18 protein-coding genes are annotated in these 18575 nt (G+C 44.7%); 8 read left to right on the top strand and 10 right to left on the bottom strand.

Annotation, left to right across the window (positions count from 1 at the left end; translation table 11 throughout):
* Together ACT6R0_RS05390 and ACT6R0_RS05385 are read right to left on the bottom strand one after the other, a co-directional pair.
* Window positions 1-663 (bottom strand): spermidine synthase, encoded by a 663-nt coding sequence (locus tag ACT6R0_RS05390; RefSeq protein WP_444652006.1) that lies wholly within the window; start codon window positions 661-663, stop codon window positions 1-3.
* Window positions 657-1391: a phytanoyl-CoA dioxygenase family protein gene (locus ACT6R0_RS05385; protein ID WP_444652004.1), complete on the bottom strand. Its 735-nt coding sequence runs from the start codon at window positions 1389-1391 to the stop codon at window positions 657-659. Before ACT6R0_RS05385 ends, ACT6R0_RS05390 begins: the two co-directional genes overlap by 7 nt.
* Window positions 1392-1466: 75 nt before the next feature.
* On the opposite strand from ACT6R0_RS05385, the gene ACT6R0_RS05380 reads away from it, so the two are divergent.
* Window positions 1467-2018 (top strand): 1-acyl-sn-glycerol-3-phosphate acyltransferase, encoded by a 552-nt coding sequence (locus ACT6R0_RS05380; RefSeq protein WP_444652002.1) that lies wholly within the window; start codon window positions 1467-1469, stop codon window positions 2016-2018.
* Window positions 2019-2277: 259 nt separating this feature from the next.
* Here the strand turns inward: ACT6R0_RS05380 and ACT6R0_RS05375 are convergent, their stop codons facing one another.
* Window positions 2278-2733 (bottom strand): helix-turn-helix domain-containing protein, encoded by a 456-nt coding sequence (locus ACT6R0_RS05375; protein WP_444652000.1) that lies wholly within the window; start codon window positions 2731-2733, stop codon window positions 2278-2280.
* A 279-nt stretch (window positions 2734-3012) separates the two neighbouring features.
* Between ACT6R0_RS05375 and ACT6R0_RS05370 the strand changes: the two genes are divergently transcribed.
* The 7 genes from ACT6R0_RS05370 to ACT6R0_RS05340 all read left to right on the top strand — a co-directional run bounded on the left by ACT6R0_RS05370 (window position 3013) and on the right by ACT6R0_RS05340 (window position 11588).
* Window positions 3013-4167, top strand: a complete 1155-nt coding sequence (locus ACT6R0_RS05370; RefSeq protein WP_444651999.1) for a M14 family metallopeptidase — start codon at window positions 3013-3015, stop codon at window positions 4165-4167.
* Between the two features lie 93 nt (window positions 4168-4260).
* Complete coding sequence (locus tag ACT6R0_RS05365; RefSeq protein WP_294823891.1) at window positions 4261-4740, top strand: Lrp/AsnC family transcriptional regulator; 480 nt, start codon at window positions 4261-4263, stop codon at window positions 4738-4740.
* Window positions 4741-4817: 77 nt separating this feature from the next.
* Complete coding sequence (locus tag ACT6R0_RS05360; RefSeq protein WP_444651996.1) at window positions 4818-7394, top strand: phosphoenolpyruvate carboxylase; 2577 nt, start codon at window positions 4818-4820, stop codon at window positions 7392-7394.
* 80 nt (window positions 7395-7474) lie between these two features.
* The gene (locus tag ACT6R0_RS05355; RefSeq protein WP_444651994.1) at window positions 7475-7993 is read left to right on the top strand and encodes a DinB family protein; all 519 of its coding nucleotides are present in this window, start codon (window positions 7475-7477) and stop codon (window positions 7991-7993) included.
* A gap of 52 nt (window positions 7994-8045) precedes the next feature.
* Window positions 8046-9464 carry an ATP-dependent DNA helicase gene (locus ACT6R0_RS05350; protein ID WP_444651992.1) on the top strand — a complete coding sequence of 473 codons (1419 nt, stop codon included), beginning with the start codon at window positions 8046-8048 and terminating at the stop codon, window positions 9462-9464.
* A gap of 138 nt (window positions 9465-9602) precedes the next feature.
* Complete coding sequence (gene kdsB, locus ACT6R0_RS05345) at window positions 9603-10328, top strand: 3-deoxy-manno-octulosonate cytidylyltransferase (RefSeq protein ID WP_444651990.1); 726 nt, start codon at window positions 9603-9605, stop codon at window positions 10326-10328.
* A gap of 81 nt (window positions 10329-10409) precedes the next feature.
* On the top strand, window positions 10410-11588 hold the full coding sequence (locus tag ACT6R0_RS05340; protein ID WP_444651988.1) for an AIR synthase related protein: 1179 nt from the start codon (window positions 10410-10412) through the stop codon (window positions 11586-11588).
* Window positions 11589-11648: 60 nt separating this feature from the next.
* Here the strand turns inward: ACT6R0_RS05340 and ACT6R0_RS05335 are convergent, their stop codons facing one another.
* The 7 genes from ACT6R0_RS05335 to ACT6R0_RS05305 form a co-directional block, all read right to left on the bottom strand.
* Window positions 11649-12401, bottom strand: a complete 753-nt coding sequence (locus ACT6R0_RS05335) for a maleate cis-trans isomerase family protein (RefSeq protein WP_444651986.1) — start codon at window positions 12399-12401, stop codon at window positions 11649-11651.
* A gap of 218 nt (window positions 12402-12619) precedes the next feature.
* A complete protein-coding gene (locus tag ACT6R0_RS05330) occupies window positions 12620-13546 on the bottom strand; it encodes a fumarylacetoacetate hydrolase family protein (RefSeq protein WP_444651984.1) in 927 nt (308 codons plus the stop codon).
* Between the two features lie 149 nt (window positions 13547-13695).
* A complete protein-coding gene (locus ACT6R0_RS05325) occupies window positions 13696-14796 on the bottom strand; it encodes a cupin domain-containing protein (protein ID WP_444651982.1) in 1101 nt (366 codons plus the stop codon).
* A gap of 175 nt (window positions 14797-14971) precedes the next feature.
* On the bottom strand, window positions 14972-15463 hold the full coding sequence (locus tag ACT6R0_RS05320; RefSeq protein WP_444651980.1) for a hypothetical protein: 492 nt from the start codon (window positions 15461-15463) through the stop codon (window positions 14972-14974).
* Window positions 15463-16437: a carbon-nitrogen hydrolase family protein gene (locus ACT6R0_RS05315; RefSeq protein ID WP_444651979.1), complete on the bottom strand. Its 975-nt coding sequence runs from the start codon at window positions 16435-16437 to the stop codon at window positions 15463-15465. The genes ACT6R0_RS05320 and ACT6R0_RS05315 overlap by 1 nt, the downstream gene beginning before the upstream one ends.
* Window positions 16438-16518: 81 nt before the next feature.
* Window positions 16519-16956, bottom strand: coding sequence for an acyl-CoA thioesterase (locus ACT6R0_RS05310; RefSeq protein WP_444651977.1), 438 nt, complete (start codon window positions 16954-16956; stop codon window positions 16519-16521).
* Window positions 16956-18572, bottom strand: coding sequence for an AMP-binding protein (locus ACT6R0_RS05305; protein ID WP_444651975.1), 1617 nt, complete (start codon window positions 18570-18572; stop codon window positions 16956-16958). The genes ACT6R0_RS05310 and ACT6R0_RS05305 overlap by 1 nt, the downstream gene beginning before the upstream one ends.
* Between the last annotated feature and the right edge of the window lie 3 nt (window positions 18573-18575).

Below are 18575 nucleotides of genomic sequence, written 5' to 3'. Positions count from 1 at the left end.
CTATCGCAACTTCTTTATGGTGAACAGCTCATTGTGGTCTTCCACTTTAGGGTACATCCTTACCGAATAATCACTACTGAAGCGTGACCTGTACAGCAGATTGCGTTCTTTATGTTTTTCGTTAAGCGTCATGGTATTGAAAAGGATGAAGCCATTTATTCTTAGAAGGAAATTTATCCGGTTCCGCCAAAAATCCTCAAACAGGAAATTAGGCATTTCTGTATCACGAAAAATATCTATTATTATAAGGTCATATTTTTCTTTTGTCTTCAGCACGAACTCAAAGGCATCATCAATAACGATCTCGCAGTTTGCTACTTCATTCAGTCCAAAGTAGGTATTGGCGATCTCTATAGCGGCCGGATCGATCTCAACCCCCGTGATCTTTCCTCTGAATTTTATTTCCTCAGCAAGCGTTTTTATTACACTTCCCGCAGCAACGCCAAGCACCAGGGTATTTTCGAAACCGCGTATCCTTTCAGATCCAATGTAGTGGAGCCCTTTGCGAAGTATGCGTTGCAGGCTTCCGTACGAATAATTCGTGTTTTTTGAGTCAAGCACCAGCTGTCCATTATTCCATGTAACCTCCAGTTTTTGGCTTGTGTCCGAATTCTGTTCGTGAATATTGACAGGGATGAAGAAACTAAGGAGTCGCTTTAGCATGGTACTTCTGTTTTTTCGGACCATTGCAAATTTGCAGGCAATTCCCTTCTGCTAAATTCAATATGGATAACCCTGCGTCTTGCTTCATTCACAGTTCTTCCGGAACTGTGGAGCAGGAGGGGCTTCATCAGCATAATTCCACCCTTTGGTACATTACACGTAACTTCACGCTCATTATCCCTATCAATGGTTTCGGGCCTGTAGATACCTTTTGAGTGCGAATTGGGAATTACTTTCAAAGCGCCGTTATTTTCATTTGCTTCATCCAGATGTATACGGATCGTAAAAATATCCTCCAGCAGATCCACCGGCGGCTGTACGGCAAACTGTCCCTGTTTTACAGTCCATGGCCCAAAGCCTTGCATATCGAACTTCTCTTTAACGGAGATAGTAAGGTCCTGGTGCCAGGCCACAAACCAATTTGACCCGCTGGGTTTATCAAAGTAAATAGATCTTACGGGGAAATAGCCTGCTCCAAAAATCTCATTCAGGAGGCCTTTCAGTTTGTTCGTGAAAATGAGCGGCAATGTATCGGGTACTCCTTTTAAAAATTGCCTGATAGCGAAGAGGTGTACCGATCTGCGGAAGGTATCTCCGGAAGTATCTGCTCTTTCTATTGCGCTGAGGATCCCCTCAATTTCGGCATTGGTGTAAATGTCATTAATTACGGCAAATCCTTCTTTGGTGATCTCATGCCTGACCTCGCTAACCGATTTTCCTACTGTCATCTTAATAAAGGAATGATAAACAATTTCGATCTTGTAAATATATAGTAATTTTGAGCGGTGTTTTTTATAAATAATATGAAAAAAATTTACGGGTTCATCTTTTTCAGGCTAATGGGCTGGAAGCTAAAGGGAACTATAGAAAGCGGCTTAAAAAAATGTGTCATCATCGTGGTACCTCACACCAGTTGGATGGATTTTATTATCGGAGTACTCGTACGGGGTGCGATTGGGCTGGAAATGCACTTTGTCGCAAAAAAAGAATTATTCCGATTTCCGTTCGGCGCCTATTTCCGATGGATGGGTGGGACGCCGCTCAACAGGCAGAAAAAAGAGAATAAGGTTGATGCTATTGCCTCTATCTTCAAAAGCCGTGAAATATTCCGCCTCGCCATCGCGCCTGAGGGTACCCGCAAAAAAGTGACGGAATGGAAAACAGGATTTTATTACATTGCCCTGAAGGCGGATGTGCCTGTTGTTGCCGTTGCCTTTGACCATGGGAAAAAGGAAGTTGTCCTGGCACCTCCATATAATTTGACAGGAGATAAGGAAACCGACTTTAAAATACTGGAGAGTAACTACAAGGGGGTTACAGGATACAACCCGGAATATAGTTATAAAAATGATTAAGAACAGTTTAACGTTATGTTAGGTAATTTTTACGAATTGCGATCGTATCTTTACAATGCAGATTTGAAGGTACAAATTAGTCAATAAGATCGACTTAAGTATTACCCATTAGAAGGGGTTTATTTGTAAAGAAAATTTGTGTTTGTTTTATTGGTTAATGGCCCCGGCACGCTTTTTATAAAGCAGTCGGGGTTTTTTAATTTTATTTTTTAATGGACACTGGTCACGCAAATTTTCTAATCAAGTGATCTGTTACAGGTCACTGTTCCGGAAAATATTCTTTAAAAGTCCCATCTGTATAAAATACTACGATCCTTTCAGTTTTCTTTCCTGGAGATGCAGCTTTTATATGCGGCAGAGGGGGCTGTGTTTTTTCATTGTTGTCTTCAGTTTGCGAGAATAGGTCGCCTAATATTGTTCCTTTTGTTTCTATAGGTACTACTGGGGCGGGGGATAGCGATTGGGGCGGTTCACTTTCGCTCGTCATTTTCTTCGGAAAAGAACCCGTACCGTTCAGGAGCCAGTAGAGGTCTACCTCAGAAAAATTCTCCGTTATCTTCATTACGAGATCAAGGCTTGGCTTGTTGCGGCCGGACATTAGGTGAGAGAGTCCGGAACGTTGTATCCCCAGCTTATCCGCAAATAATGAAGCTGTAAGTGAATAATAATCCAATATGGCTTCAAGGCGTTTTATAAAGTCATCTGTGTTTACCATTGTAAATTACATTTGTATATTTATTGGATTTACAAATGTAAACAATTAATCATTATAATAAGTATTTAGGTTGAAACATATCGAAAATACTATACTGATACTTTATATAGTCCAATATATATTATTGACTGTAAATTTATTACATATTGTTTTCAATCACAACTTGATATAAACATTAATACGTACTTAATAACGATTACAATTGTAAACAAAACACAAAATAAATATATTTACAGATGTAAAATGTAAGATGTTTACATTTGTGATCAAACAAAATCAATGGATCTACAGGCATTATTTACTATATATAAGGAAAGCCAGCTTTCCGGACGCTACATTACCAATAAGCATATTCAGCCAATTTTAGAGGAGTATAAAGGTGTATGTGATGTTAGGGTCGAAGGGAGATCGGTATTGGGAAAACCTATTTATAGCATTCTTGCCGGGACAGGTGATATCAGGATATTTATTTGGTCGCAGATGCATGGTAACGAGTCGACAACAACTAAAGCGATCTTTGACCTGCTATCATTTCTAAACAGCGAGGATGCTTTCGCAAAAACATTACTGGGTCATTTTACCTTATATATACTTCCAATACTTAATCCTGATGGTGCTGAAGCTTACACCCGTGTGAACGCCAACGCTGTCGACCTTAACCGTGATTCTGTTTACCTGTCGCAGCCGGAAAGCAAGGTGCTGCGTAAATGCTTTGAGGAGTTTAAGCCGCACTACTGCTATAACATGCATGACCAGCGGACCATATTTGGTGTTGGCGATGCGCCCATGCCTGCCACAGTCTCCTTTTTATCGCCTGCCTATAATGATGAAAGGGAAATAAATGATAGCCGGCAAAAGGCTATAAACCTGATAGCTGCCATGAATGATACACTTCAGGAACACATTCCCGGGCAGGTAGGGCGATTTGATGATTCGTTCAATATTAACTGTATCGGTGATATGTTCCAGTCACTGGGTGTGCCTACAGTACTATTTGAGGCAGGCTACTATCAGGGCGATCACGAGCGTGAAATAACTCGAAAATTTATCTTTTTTGCATTATTGTCAGGAATTAACGCTATTTACGAAAACGTTATAGCTGTTAACAGATCCGAGGAATATTTTAATATTCCTCAAAATAAGATTGTTTTTTATGACATCCTATTCAAAAATGTCAAAATAAATTATGAAAATAAAGAAAAAATCACGAATTTTGCATCACAATATAGGGAAGTGCTATTTGATAATTCTGTAATTTTTCAAGCTATTATTAGCGAAATAGGTAATTTGGATACTATGCATGGTCACGCAGAAATTGACTGTAACGGTGCAGAATTTTCCACTGATGAGGGAAATAAAATGCCAAAAACTGATGAAAAAGCAAATTTTTTTATAGGTGAGCGTAGAAAATTTGTTAATGGACAGGAGGTTTGAACAGCTTTTTTCTTATAAATGTAAACTAAAACAAATTAGGGCTAAGGAGGAACGCCCGACAAACATTAACCAACTTAAAAAAATAATACATTTATGAGCAAGTTTCGTTTAGATGAAGTTGATCACCAGATCCTTGATATGCTGATCGATAACACCAGGGTGCCATTTACTGACATAGCAAAGAAATTGCTTATTTCTGCAGGTACAGTGCACGTTAGGGTAAAAAAAATGGAAGATGCCGGTATCATCATGGGATCTTCGCTAACACTGGATTATGAAAAACTGGGCTATTCGTTCATTGCTTATGTGGGCGTATTCCTTCATAACACTTCGCAGACAAAATTCGTCCTTGAAAGGATCAATGAGATACCATTTGTTACCGTTGCGCACGTTACTACCGGTAAATTCAACATCTTTTGCAAAATAAGGGCAAAAGATACCAAGCATGCCAAAGAGGTTATCTTCATGATCGACGATATTGAGGGTGTTTACAGGACCGAGACAATGATATCGCTTGAAGAAAGCATCAACGACAAGAAGCGCCTGATGCATACCATATTTAAAGATATGTAAGATCTTTATGGAAATTTTATAACCCTCATGTTTTTTACATGGGGGTTTTTTTATTAAATTCAGCAAAAAATATCATTATGTATCCCGCCACACGAATTGAGCGCTTTAATGAAGAAGTGCAGCTTAAATACCAGCTCTTCAACAGCATATTCCTGACCCTGCCTTTCCAGTCTATAGATAACACGGGATCGCTTTTACCGCTGTTCTCAGAAATTTGTGAAGAAGGCTACAAAAACAATAATAGTCCTGAGGAGATATTTGATGCGTTCGTTGGCAAATACCTGAAAGGCAGTTCCGATAAAGAGCAGGTAGGCCTTATGTTCCGTTTCATCCAATATGTAGAAAGGCAGGTAGTGCTGTTCGATGCCATTGAGGATGCGGCTTTTAACAGCCTCAATAATGTGGAAGGGAACGGTTCGGTGCGCGACAGCCGCGAAAAGGCCGAAAATCGTGGTTTGATGGATGAACTAAGGGAATTTTTAGAAGAGTTCCAGGTTAGGGCAGTGTTAACGGCGCATCCAACGCAATTTTACCCGGGTTCGGTGCTGGGTATCATTACCGATCTTACTGCTGCCATCAAGAAGAACAGCCTGGCAGAGGTAAAGCTTCTTCTTTCCCAATTGGGCAAAACGCCATTTATCAAAAAAGAAAAGCCTACGCCTTATGACGAGGCCGTGAGCCTGATATGGTTCCTTGAAAATGTTTTTTACAATGCAGCGGGCGACATATCGTCGTTTGTGCAGGATACCATTTATAAAGAGGGCGAACTACGGCATCCGGTGCTGTCGTTTGGGTTTTGGCCCGGCGGCGATCGAGATGGCAATCCTTTTGTAACTACCGAAATTACGATGCAGGTAGCCGACAGGCTGCGATGTTCGGTAATGAAGTGCTATTATAATGACATTCGTAAACTAAAGCGGAGGCTGACCTTTACAGGAGTACAGGAACTGATCGCCGATGTGGAGCAGAAGTTGTACCGGTCGGTGTTCTACTCAAGGGACGGCGAGATCTACATAACCCTCGAGGAACTGAAAAAAACGTTGGCTAAAGTACGCGACATTGTGGTTAATGAGCACCAGTCGCTTTATTCGGACGAGATAGACGGGCTTATAAACAAGGTAAACCTTTTTGGCTATCATTTTGCATCGCTCGACATTAGACAGAACAGCAGGATACATGATAATGTATTTGAAGAGATCATGGAGCATCTTGCTAAAAAAGATAAAGCCTTTTCCGGTTATCAGTCCTTGGATGATACAGATAAGCTTAAAGCCTTGGCTAAATTAAAAGCATCCATAAACCCGGAAGATTTTAATGACTATACACGGAGCACGCTCGAATCCATACTTACCATAAAAACCATCCAGGAGAAAAATGGTGAGCAGGGGGCCAACCGTTATGTGATCAGCAATAACGAAAGCGCGCTCAACGTTTTGGAATTGCTGGCAATGTTCCGCCTTTTGGGCTGGGAAAAACCTCCTGTGGACATCGTACCGCTTTTTGAAACGGTTGAAGACCTTAAGGATGCAGATGTTATTATGAAACTGCTCTACACAAATAAAGACTACGCCGCACACTTAAAAAGCCGGGGTAATAAACAGACTATAATGGTAGGTTTTTCAGACGGGACAAAAGACGGTGGCTACCTGATGGCCAACTGGGGCATATACAGGGCAAAAGAAAACCTTACGCTGATGGCGCGCGAATATGGGGTAAAAGTCGTGTTCTTTGACGGGCGTGGCGGCCCTCCGGCAAGGGGTGGCGGTAAAACACATAAGTATTATGCCTCTCAGGGTGCCAGTATCGAGAACAATGAGATACAGATAACCATACAGGGACAAACGATAAGCTCTAACTTCGGTACGCTCGATTCCTGCCGCTTTAACCTTGAGAACCTGCTGAGCGCCGGGATAACCAATGGGGTATTCGATAAGGACAAAAAGCAATTTACTGACGACCAGAAGGCTACGATCGACGACCTTGCGCAACTGGGCTACGAAAAATATACCGCCTTTAAGCAGCATCCAAAATTCCTGCCGTACCTTGACCAGATGAGCACACTTAACTATTATGCAAAAACCAACATTGGTAGCCGCCCATCAAAAAGGAGCAAGTCGAAGGAGCTGGATTTTGGCGACCTCAGGGCGATACCATTTGTTGGCTCGTGGAGCCAGCTCAAGCAGAATGTGCCGGGGTTCTTTGGGGTAGGTTATGCTTTAGGCAAGTATGAAGAAAGAGGGGAGTGGGAAAAGGTACAGGCGTTGTATGACAAGTCGCTGTTCTTCCGTACGCTGCTGGAGAATACAATGATGTCGCTATCCAAATCGTTCTTCCCGCTAACGGCCTATATGAAGGACGACCCGGAGTTTGGTGAATTCTGGCAAATAATCTTTGATGAATTTAATGAGACAAGGCGACTGTTGCTTAAAATTTCGGGTTATAATGAACTGATGGAAAATTATCCCGATGGCTGGGCTTCGATCAAAATGCGTGAACATATCGTATTGCCGCTGCTAACCATACAGCAATATGCGCTTAACAGGATAAGGCAGATAAAAAGTGGCAAAGGAGATGAAAGCCAGCTGGAAGTGTACGAAAAGATCGTGACCCGCTCGCTTTTTGGGAATATCAATGCCAGCAGGAATTCGGCTTAATTTTATGTAATTACGAAAATGCCACATTGGACACAGTAAAAATGTGGCATTTTTGTAGTTTTGCCCTATATAGATAGTAAATGAAAATAACCGATATTACCCCTGACGAATATGCGCCTTATCAGGAAGCATACATTAAGCTTGTAGACCCATCGTACCCGCTAATAGAAGAGCTTGAAATAAGTGTGCATAACCTTGTACATTTCGTTCGCGAGATACCCATGGATAAATATGACTATCGTTATGCCGAAGGGAAATGGACGATCAAAGACATCTTACAGCACCTTATCGATTCCGAAAGGATATTCGCGTACCGTGCGTTGCGTTTTTCGCGCAACGATACTACGGCGCTTCCGGGGTTTGATGAGAACAGCTATGCTGCCAATGCACATGGCGACGACAGGAGCATAAACGAATTGCTTACCGAAATGAGCGCGCTCCGCCATGCCAATATCATGATGTTCAAATCGTTTGATAAAGAAGACATGCTGCGAAAAGGAACTGCATCTGGATATACTGTATCGGTGCGAGCTTTCGGCTTTTTGCTGATAGGCCACCAGAACCATCATATCAACGTTTTCAGGGAAAGGTATTTGTAGCAAGTTGATAATTTGACCGTATCTTTGGATAAATAAATCCCGCTCCCTTTATATGGATTCCCCAACGTTTTACAGGCTGCTCCGCCAGAAATTCCCTTTTAGCCCAACGCTTAAGCAGGATATTTTTTTGCAGAAGGCTGCCGAATTTATCATCAACCCTAAGAATGACAGCCTCTTTGTACTGAAAGGCTACGCGGGTACTGGGAAGACCACTATCATTTCTACGATCGTTAACCATTTGGCGGATGCCGGGAAAAAATACGTCCTCCTTGCACCGACAGGCCGTGCGGCAAAGGTTATCGCGGGCTATTCGGGCAAGCCGGCCTTTACCATACACAAGCGTATTTACTTCCCTAAAAAGGGGAGTGGCGGCATGGTGGGCTTCACGCTGCAGCAGAATAAGTTCACCAATACTGTTTTTATTGTTGATGAAGCTTCGATGATCTCGGACTCCGTTCAGGAATCTAAGATGTATGAGAACGGCTCATTACTGGACGACCTGATGTCCTACGTATATTCGGGGAACAATTGTAAGATGATCATGATAGGCGATACAGCACAGCTTCCGCCTGTGAATTCCGACCTTAGCCCTGCGCTGGATATTGAGGCGCTTTCGCAGAATTACTTCAGGGATGTACAGCATATCGAACTTGACGAGGTAATGCGTCAGGAGGAGAATTCGGGTATATTATATAATGCTACCGAATTGAGGGAGCTGCTGAAGACAGCTTTTTTTGATGCATTCCAATTTAAGGTAAAAGGCTTTAAGGACATCATCAGGCTCACCGACGGCTACGACATACAGGACGCTATAAACGACGCGTACAGCAATTACAGCATTGAGGACACGGCGTTCATTGTGCGATCCAACAAGCGCGCCAATCAGTATAACCAGCAAATACGTACCCGGATTTTGTCGCGCGAAAGTGAACTTTCTGCCGGTGATTACATGATGGTGGTAAAGAATAACTATTTTTGGCTTGACGAAAAAAGTGAGGCCGGCTTTATTGCCAACGGTGACATTATCGAGATACTGGAAATTTTCAGGATCGAGGAATTATATGGGTTCAAGTTCGCACGGGTTAAAGTCCGCATGGTCGATTATCCTGATGCTAAGCCGCTGGAAACAATATTGCTGCTGGACACAGTAGGGAGCGAATCGCCATCGCTGAACTACGAGGAATCCAACCGCCTGTACAATGAAGTGATGCTGGATTATGAAGGTGAACCGCAATATCGAAAGTTCCTGAAAGTAAAGAACAACCCGCATTTCAATGCGCTACAGGTTAAGTTCTCCTATGCCATTACCTGCCACAAGTCGCAGGGCGGGCAGTGGAATACGGTATTCATAGAGCAGCCGTACCTGCCGGAGGGCATCACGAAAGATTACATACGGTGGCTGTATACGGCCATAACCAGGGCAAAAGATAAATTATACCTGATAGGGTTTAAGGATGAGGGTTTTGAATAGCTTCTCCCCAGCCCAAGGAGAGGGAGCAGCTGCACTAAAACGCAAAAAAAAGTTTACAAATTACTAATAACTCAATAACCGCAACCTCTCCAACAGTATATTCTCCTTTGGAGAAGGGCCGGGAGAGGCCTCATGACCATGAAAATAATAGCCGTAATACCCGCAAGATATGCCAGTACCCGCTTTCCTGCCAAACTGATGCAGGACCTCGGCGGAAAGACCGTGATAACCCGTACCTACCACGCAGCACTGAACACAGGGCTGTTTGACGATGTATTCGTGGTAACGGATTCCGATATAATTTTTAACGAAATTGTATCCAATGGTGGCAAAGCCATTATGAGCATCAAGCAGCACGAAAGTGGCAGTGATCGCATTGCCGAAGCTGTTGAGAACCTTGATGTGGACATTGTGGTCAATGTGCAGGGTGATGAACCATTTATCAATAAGGAGCCGCTGGCCGATGTACTTGAGGTTTTCAAAAGCGATACGGCCCACGAGATCGACCTGGCCTCGCTGATGATGCACATTACCAATTTGGAGGATATCGAAAACCCGAATAACGTAAAAGTGATCGTTGACCAAAAAAACTTTGCGCTCTATTTTTCACGCTCAGTCATTCCGTATCCGAGGGATAAGGAGGCAGGGGTGAGGTACTTCCGCCACATAGGCATTTATGCGTTCAGGAAGCACGCGTTGCTGGATTTTTACAGGCTGCCGATGAAGTCGCTCGAAGCCTCAGAAAAGCTGGAACAGCTGCGTTATCTGGAGTATGGCAAAAAAATTAAAATGGTAGAGACAAGCCATGCCGGGATAGGTATTGATACGCCGGAGGATTTGGAAAAGGCGAGGAGGATGTTGTAATTATCAATTGCTGCAGTAAATAATTGCTACATTGTTCCATTACAACTATCTTTGTCCCAACAACGACACAAACTATACTACATGAGTTCTGATACCAGCAAACGCTACAGCCAGCGCGGTGTTTCGGCATCCAAGGAAGATGTGCACAACGCCATAAAGAATATCGACAAAGGACTGTTCCCGAAAGCTTTTTGCAAGATCGTTCACGATCATCTTACCGGCGATAATGACTATTGCCTCATCATGCATGCCGACGGCGCGGGAACCAAGTCGTCCCTTGCCTATATGTACTGGAAGGAAACCGGCGATATCTCCGTATGGAAAGGCATTGCGCAGGATGCCCTTATCATGAACATCGACGACCTGCTTTGCGTAGGCGTTACAGATAATATCATGCTTTCCTCGACCATTGGGCGTAACAAGAACCTAATACCTGGCGACGTGATCTCTGCCATCATCAACGGTACCGAAGAGCTTATTGAAGAACTAAAGTCTTATGGTGTTACCATCCATTCCACCGGTGGTGAAACTGCCGATGTAGGCGATCTGGTACGTACCATTATAGTAGACTCTACGGTAACTGCGCGAATGAAACGTAGTAATGTTATTGATAATGCCAATATCAAACCCGGCGATGTAATTGTGGGGCTGGCTTCTTTTGGGCAGGCATCTTACGAAAAAGGCTACAACGGCGGTATGGGCAGTAACGGACTCACTTCTGCACGCCACGATGTTTTCGACAATTACCTCGCGCAAAAATACCCTGAAAGCTTTGACGCAGCAGTGCCGTCTGACCTGGTGTATTCCGGAAAGGTAAAACTGACCGATGCAGTTAACGGAAGCCCTATAGATGCAGGGCAGCTGGTGCTTTCGCCAACGCGTACCTATGCCCCCATCATTAAAAAGATACTTGAAAAATATACCCCTGCCGATATCCATGGGATGGTACATTGCAGCGGAGGCGCGCAAACAAAGGTGCTGCATTTTGTAGATAATGTGCATGTGGTGAAAGACAACCTGTTCCCGGTTCCGCCATTATTCAGGCTGATACAGGAGCAAAGCGGCACCGACTGGAAAGAGATGTACCAGGTTTTTAATTGCGGGCACAGGATGGAGCTTTACGTACCGGAAAACATTGCACAGGACATTATAGAAATTTCGAAGTCGTTCAATGTTGACGCGAAAATTGTTGGAAGGGTGAATCCTTCCGGAACTAAAAAGCTGACCATCGAGAGCGAATACGGGACATTCGAATACTAGATGATACAAATAACGCCGGCTAATTAGTCGGCGTTATTGTTTACTGTTTTTAAAATATAATTAATATTTCCCGCTAAGCAGTGCCCCGCCCATGGGTACCTTTGTATCAAGCCCCAATTTCTTCAGCATTTCGTAAGTTGTACACACTGCCGCCGATGTTACCGGTATGCTGATCTCTTTTTCTATCGCATCTATGGCTTCTAAGGAAGGCATTTGTACACAGGCAGAAACTACAAGCACATCTGCACCTTCAAGGTTAAGCCTTTTGTAAATATCCAAAAGGTTCATTGGGTCCTGTGCTGCAACCTCAAGGTTGTCGGCAATTTCAAGTGCAATAAAATCAACAACCTCAAACCCCTGGTGTTCGATGTAATCTACCACAAGCTGTGTCAGTGGCTTCATATAGGGTGTAATGACAGCGACTTTTTTAGCGCCAAGCACTTTCAGCCCGTTGATCAGCGCGCCCGCACTGGTCACGATAGGGGTAGGGAAATCATTTTTTACGGTTTCCTCATGCAGGTTGGTTTCTGATACGCAGTGGTAGCCGCGTCCCATGCTCATGATAGCCACAAGGCATGCGTACCCCATAACGTCGACACGGGCATCACTCAATTCCTGTGCGCACTTCAGGCTTTGGGCATCCATAGCCTCCAGTTCCTCCTTGGTCACTTTTTTCATTCGCATACGACTGGAATGGAAAGTAAACCTTTCAGGTGCGATCGTCTCACGCGAACGAAGCAATGCGGGTATTTCCGTTTCCATGGTAATATTTGAGCTCGGCACGATCTGGCCAATACGGTATGTCTTTTTCATTTTGTAAGTTTCAATAAATTATCAAGTCAAAGCACCAATAATTCTTATGCATTTTTACCACATAGTTACATAGCCATTAGTTTTTTAGTTAAAGTAAGTTCAGTCACACAGAATTAAAAGCTCCGCTTTTCTATGTGTAACTATGTATCCTTAACCGAGCTATTAAATCTATGAAGCCTATGTATCTATGTGGTTAATTTGGAAGTTATTGCAATTTGCTATTTAGAATTTAATTCTTCACTATCTACAATTGTATTCCTCAACGTTCCAATGCCTTCAACGGTAGCCTCCACCACATCACCCGGCCACATCCACTCCTGAGGGCTACGGCCTGCGCCAACACCTGCCGGAGTTCCCGTAGCGATGATGTCCCCGGCATCGAGTGTGAATACCGTACTAAGGTCGTGTATCAGGTCTTCAATGTTGAACAGCATGAATTTGGTATTCGAATTCTGCTTTTCCACGCCGTTTACAGTCAGTTTCAAATTGAGATTGTGTGGGTCGACTATTTCATCGCGGGTCACAAGAACTGGCCCCATCGGTGCAAAAGTATCCTGCCCTTTAGACACGATCCATTGCCCGGCACGGCGGCAATCGCGCGCGCTGATGTCGTTGATGACAGTATAGCCGTAAACATAATCCATTGCCTGATCTTTAGGTACATTTTTGCCTCGTTTGCCAATGATAACCGCCAACTCGACTTCCCAATCCAGCTGCTGTGTGATCTTTTGGTTATGGATAATATTCGTTTCTGTACCGGTCACCGCAGATGGCGGCTTCGAGAAGATAACCGGCTGTTGCGGCAATTCATTTGAAGTGTCAAGTGTACGTGCCGATTCTGCAACATGCTCGGTATAATTCAGCCCGATGCCAAAAATGTTCTTTCTGGGTTTAGGTATAGGTGCTAAGAGCGTGGCATTCGCTAAAGGTATGGAGCAGTCAAGCAATTCGTCTTTAGTGGCGGTATTAAGCAAGTGTATCGCATTGTTGATACCATCAATACCAAGGTCGATGAACTCAAGCATATTGTCGGGCAGATGGCTTCTTTTTAATTGTCCCAGCTTGTGCGCATCCACGATCATATTTTCTTCAACAAATCCCAGGCTTGGCGGGGCATGGTTTATCCGGTAGGTGACTAATTTCATTATATTGGTTGTTTGTGTATCTTACTTGTTTAATTTCACATTTTTGTCACATCGAGCACAGTCGGGATGCTTGCGATATGCAGTTGTCGTTCTCGATTGCGCTCGAACTGACAACCGTTACTGAGTGAAAACCTCGCTGCGACCGAACCCTAAACGGATTGCCGCCCATCGGGATGCGCCATTTCCTGGTACAATCCCAGTGATGTAATAACAGGCAGGTCGTTGAATGAGAACAGGCACGCATCTTCTGTTTCGCTAAGGTTCACGTGTTCATGGTAGGCCCATGATGGCACGCAGAAAATATCCCGCTCTTTCCAGTCAAGGCGTTTGCCTGCTATGATCGAATAACCATTGCCTTTCGCACATTGGTATACAAACGATCCTGTATGCCTGTGTGCCAGCGTGTGCTCGCTTGGGCGAAGCAGTTGTATCGAAGCGCCCATTGTCTGCATCACGTGACCGCCTGTTTGCGGATTGGTATAATGCATAAGGATTCCGTCGTACGGGGAACCTTCATTGGCCTTTGCCGCCTCCAAAAGCGCCGGGTATACGTGCTTCCACGAATATTTGAAAAGGGGAGAGTAGGGCTTGTCCCAACCGCTGTCAGCAGGGACCAGTCCCACGCCGCTATAGGTCATTGGCGAATGGTTTACCGGTGCTGTCAATGGCTGCTTTCCGTCATACACCGCATAATCGTTGGCTTCAAGGGCATTTACAAGCGGAATGTCCAGCCCGTCCTGCCAGATGCAGGTCTTGCCACCTTCCTCAACACCATGCTCGTGCCAGGTGCTGTTTGGTGTTATCACGAAATCGTTGACTTCAAGCATGATCTTGTTGCCGTCCACAACGGTATATCCGCCTTCGCCCTCCATTATGAATCGCAGTGCCGAAGCCCTGTGCCTGTGCGCCGACGTGCTTTCGCCCGGACGCGTAACCTGTATGCCGGTATAAAGCCAACCCACGGCAGCGCTCACATCGCGGCGCTTGTCATTTACAAGGTACACCACGCGGCGGCCTGCCTGCTCGGGCGTAACCAGTTCCGATGATCTTAGTACCAGTTCCCGCAGCTGCTCATATTTCCACAACATCGGCACCGATGATGTGCGCGGCTCCCATGGCTCGATGTCGTTGGCCACTGTCCACAGCGCACCCGCGCCAAGGCTTTCCAACTCTTTGTAATAGGCTTCCAGTTCCGGGGTATCCTGCACCCGTGCACGGCCTAAAACACTGTCATCATATTTTGTTTCCATACTAAACTTATTTAGTTGAATTTATTTTATTTAAAGCGAAGGGGCCTGTCTATATCAGCCATTCATATTCCTGCCTTCCGCTGTATCTCCCTCGCTACCGCTACGGGAGGATGCCGCTCCAGTCAGGGCTAATGGCCATCTACTTTTAATTTGGAAGCATCTCCTGCCGTTTGCTTTATTCTATCTTATTTCCATAACGTCCCATTTTAAGCTGGCTTGGCTTCTTTTCTTTTTTGTAATTCCTTTGCTTGGGTATAAGCGATCTATCCTTTTGCCGCTGGCCAATAATGGCAAAAACTAAAAATATCGCAGCCAATCCGGCAAATGCAGCAATGTCCGACTTTATTTTCGCACCCTCATCTTTAAAAACGAACGTAGAATTGTCTGTATTTGTAAGCAATTTAAACTCTTTACCGGTATGCAACTCATCACAGTGCAATCCCTTGAAATTCTTAACGTGTATCTGTCCAAGATAATCAAACCTGAAATGTGCTTTATTATTTCTCGAGCCCTCGCCACAAGGAGTCGGTATATCGATAATACGTACAGTTATCTCCTTGCCACTTTTAAGAACTTCCATATCCTCGTACTTCAGCATAATAAGCCAAAGTGCACCCGCCATCAATAACAGGCTTACTATCGTCAGTGCTTTAAGCTTTCTGAACATTAAAGATCCTCCTGTCCGTCGATGAACGTTATATTCTTCCTCGGGGCAGTATTCACCCGCAGATCGAAAATATCGAAGCGATTGTAATGCCCCAGTATGTCGTGCATCTGCTTAGGCTGTATGCATTTCGACAGGTCAATATCGGCATACACGATCCCTTCCTCATCGATCAGCGGTTCGCCTATCACAGCGCCGTTTGGCCCAATGACACCCGAGAAAGCGCTGTTCTTCCGGGTAAGCAATTCCTCCGCGTTCGGCACATCTTCCTTCATGATGTCAATGATCTCTTTCGTTATGGTCGAGCACGACACGATCGTGAACAGTTTCCCCTCAAAGGAATGAGCCGCCGCACGTATCTTTATCGCCTCTGCCATGTTGTAATCCGGCGGGGCAACGGGCAGCGAAATGTAGTTGGCGATATGTATCAGCTCGCCTTGTGCCAATAGTGTAAAGCGTGCCAGTGTATTGGTATTCTCGCCGCATGCCAGTGTACCGATAGGCCCGATCTCTGTATTATATACTTTCAGCGACGACCCGTCACCACCGGTCCAGGTAAGCTTTTCCGCCCAGGTAGGTACCAGCTTGCGATGCTTGCCAACAATATTACCGTTATTATCTATGATAAGATTAGTGTTGTACAATTCGCCAAAGCTCTGCCCACGCTCGTTCACTCCAATTACCACGTGGCAGTTTTGCTCTTTGGCCGCCTGGCATATCCTGTCGGTTTCCGGCCCCGGTAAAGTGATAGAGTTAACATACAGCTTCTCGTACCATTTGCTGCCCTGTACGGGTGTCATGATCCAGTTCCAATAGGGATAACCGGCCACGAATACTTCGGGAAAGGCCACCAACGAAGCCCCATTCCCTGCAGCCTCAGCAATTATCGAACAGGCTTTTTCAACTGTGGCATCCACGTTCAGAAAAACAGGGGAGGCTTGTACGGCGGCAGCCTTGAATTTTGGAAGGTCCAACATATTTTAATTGCGAATTATCAATTATGAATTACGTCTATGGTCTATTATCTTACATCTTATCATCTCCCATCTAAAGTCTGTTTAAAACCTCATGTCCGGAATAAAATATTCCTCCAGCTTGTCGCGCATTTCATCTGGAAAAGGGCTTGCCTTTATATCATCGCGGCCTTCATTAAATTCCACCCGCACTAACGATACTTCGCCCTCAAGGCATAGAGAACCGTCGGCATGATCAAACTTAAATCCGCACTTCATTGATGACACGCCAATTTTTTTTACCCAGATGTATTTTGTTAGTACATCGCCAAGTCGGGCCGCTTTCTTAAACTGTATCTTTAAGTCAACTGTGGGTATTCCGCCTGTTTTGTGAATGTTCTTGAACGGCATGCCAAGTATCTCGTCATAAAAATCTTCAACGATATTGTTGAGCATTTCCAAAAATCTTGGGTAGAATACTATCCCCGCAAAATCCACATGCTGGAAACGAACGGTCTCCTCTTTTTTAAATGCTTTTTCCATCAGGCTTGTACTGTATTTTTTAGTTTAAATCGTTGTATTTTTCCTGTCTCCGTTTTGGGGAGCGTTTCCATGTAGCGTATCTCGCGCGGGTATTTATAAGGAGCGGCCACGTTCTTGAACCAGTCCTGTATTGCCTTGGTCAGCTCGTCAGATGCTTTGTCATTATCCTTTAAAACCACGTAGGCACATACCAGCATCCCGCGGTTCTCGTCGGGCAGGCCAACTACGGCACATTCTGCAATGTCCTCATGGCCCAGCAATACGCTTTCCACCTCAATGGCGGCGATGTTGTAGCCGGAAGAGATGATCATGTCATCACCCCGTGCCACGAACCAATAGTAGCCGTCCTCATCCTTACGGAAAATGTCACCAGTTATGTTCCAGCCGTTCTCCACATACTCCTTCTGCTTGTCAGGGCTGTTCAGGTACTTGCAGCCGGTTATCCCACGTACAGCCAATCGTCCCGGTGTGCCATCGGTTATTTCATTGCCTTCGCTATCTGTGATGCGTGCCTCGTAGCCACGTACCGGTAATCCTGTCGCGCCCCTGCGCATGTTCTCCTCATTCGAGGATATAAAGATATGGAGTATTTCGGTGGAACCGATACCATCTATGATCTTTAACCCTGTCGCATCGTACCAGTCATCCCATACTTTAAGGGGTAATGTCTCTCCTGCCGAAACGCATTTGCGCAGCGAAGAGATATCGAAATCCTTCACTTTTGTTGTTATGACACGCCATGCCGTTGGGGCTGTAAAGCAGATGGTGACCTTATAATCTTCAATAGCTTTAAGCAGCAGGTCCGGTGATGGTTTTTCTATCAGGAATGTCGATGCGCCGTAGTAAAACGGGAACAGCACCAATCCGCCCAGTCCGAAGGTAAACCCAAGGGGTGGGCTGCCTGTAAAAACATCATCAGGCGTGGGTTGTAATGCGTATTTTGGGAAAGCCTCGCAAATAAGTAATATATCCTTGTGGTAATGGGAGGTCATTTTCGGTTTACCGGTAGTGCCGGAAGTAAAGCCAATAATGGATAGTGAATCTGCTTTTGTGGGATGGTTATCAAAGGTTTTGGGCTTATTGCCCATCAGTGTTTCAAGTTTCGAAACGTGTTTCCCTGAACCATCAAAAGTAATGACATGCTTCAGGAATGGTGAGTCTACAGCAAGCAATGCTTCTTCAAGTGTATAGTCGCAAAGTGCGTGCGATATTTCGGCACATTCTACCATTACGCTCAATTCTTTTTCCCGTAGCAATGGCATGGTAGCTACTACGATACCACCTGCTTTAAGGATGCCGAACCAACAAGCCACATATATCGGATTATTCGCAGAACGTATCAGTACACGGTTACCGGGTACAAAATCCAGGTTTTCTTTTAATACATGAGCGATCTGGTTGGCTTTTTCATAAAGTTCATTGAAGGTCCAGCTGCCCTCAAAAGTACGGATTGCGATCCTTTCGCCATTACCTTCGGCTATATGCCTGTCCAGCAGCTTTTCTACACAATTCAGGTCTTCCGGGAACTCGAAATCCGAATGTCCCGTAAAGCATTCCGCCTGCAGCGAAGGGTGGGGCAGGTGGTCGTGTGCAAAATTATCTTCGTAATGTTTCATTGT

The sequence above is a fragment of the Flavobacterium sp. genome (assembly GCF_052437795.1).
Lineage (GTDB): Bacteria > Bacteroidota > Bacteroidia > Flavobacteriales > Flavobacteriaceae > Flavobacterium.
This window is presented reverse-complemented; position numbering and strand designations above follow the sequence as displayed.

Excerpts from the sequence above, each read along its gene's own strand:
- ACT6R0_RS05365 (WP_294823891.1), top strand. The coding sequence starts at position 4,261 with ATGAGCAAGTTTCGTTTAGATGAAGTTGATCACCAGATCCTTGATATG.
- ACT6R0_RS05340 (WP_444651988.1), top strand. The coding sequence starts at position 10,410 with ATGAGTTCTGATACCAGCAAACGCTACAGCCAGCGCGGTGTTTCGGCA.
- ACT6R0_RS05330 (WP_444651984.1), bottom strand. The coding sequence starts at position 13,546 with ATGAAATTAGTCACCTACCGGATAAACCATGCCCCGCCAAGCCTGGGA.
- ACT6R0_RS05315 (WP_444651979.1), bottom strand. The coding sequence starts at position 16,437 with ATGTTGGACCTTCCAAAATTCAAGGCTGCCGCCGTACAAGCCTCCCCT.
- ACT6R0_RS05335 (WP_444651986.1), bottom strand. The coding sequence starts at position 12,401 with ATGAAAAAGACATACCGTATTGGCCAGATCGTGCCGAGCTCAAATATT.
- ACT6R0_RS05360 (WP_444651996.1), top strand. The coding sequence starts at position 4,818 with ATGTATCCCGCCACACGAATTGAGCGCTTTAATGAAGAAGTGCAGCTT.
- ACT6R0_RS05355 (WP_444651994.1), top strand. The coding sequence starts at position 7,475 with ATGAAAATAACCGATATTACCCCTGACGAATATGCGCCTTATCAGGAA.
- ACT6R0_RS05390 (WP_444652006.1), bottom strand. The coding sequence starts at position 663 with ATGCTAAAGCGACTCCTTAGTTTCTTCATCCCTGTCAATATTCACGAA.
- ACT6R0_RS05380 (WP_444652002.1), top strand. The coding sequence starts at position 1,467 with ATGAAAAAAATTTACGGGTTCATCTTTTTCAGGCTAATGGGCTGGAAG.
- ACT6R0_RS05320 (WP_444651980.1), bottom strand. The coding sequence starts at position 15,463 with ATGTTCAGAAAGCTTAAAGCACTGACGATAGTAAGCCTGTTATTGATG.
- ACT6R0_RS05370 (WP_444651999.1), top strand. The coding sequence starts at position 3,013 with ATGGATCTACAGGCATTATTTACTATATATAAGGAAAGCCAGCTTTCC.
- ACT6R0_RS05305 (WP_444651975.1), bottom strand. The coding sequence starts at position 18,572 with ATGAAACATTACGAAGATAATTTTGCACACGACCACCTGCCCCACCCT.
- ACT6R0_RS05310 (WP_444651977.1), bottom strand. The coding sequence starts at position 16,956 with ATGGAAAAAGCATTTAAAAAAGAGGAGACCGTTCGTTTCCAGCATGTG.
- kdsB (WP_444651990.1), top strand. The coding sequence starts at position 9,603 with ATGAAAATAATAGCCGTAATACCCGCAAGATATGCCAGTACCCGCTTT.
- ACT6R0_RS05325 (WP_444651982.1), bottom strand. The coding sequence starts at position 14,796 with ATGGAAACAAAATATGATGACAGTGTTTTAGGCCGTGCACGGGTGCAG.
- ACT6R0_RS05385 (WP_444652004.1), bottom strand. The coding sequence starts at position 1,391 with ATGACAGTAGGAAAATCGGTTAGCGAGGTCAGGCATGAGATCACCAAA.
- ACT6R0_RS05375 (WP_444652000.1), bottom strand. The coding sequence starts at position 2,733 with ATGGTAAACACAGATGACTTTATAAAACGCCTTGAAGCCATATTGGAT.
- ACT6R0_RS05350 (WP_444651992.1), top strand. The coding sequence starts at position 8,046 with ATGGATTCCCCAACGTTTTACAGGCTGCTCCGCCAGAAATTCCCTTTT.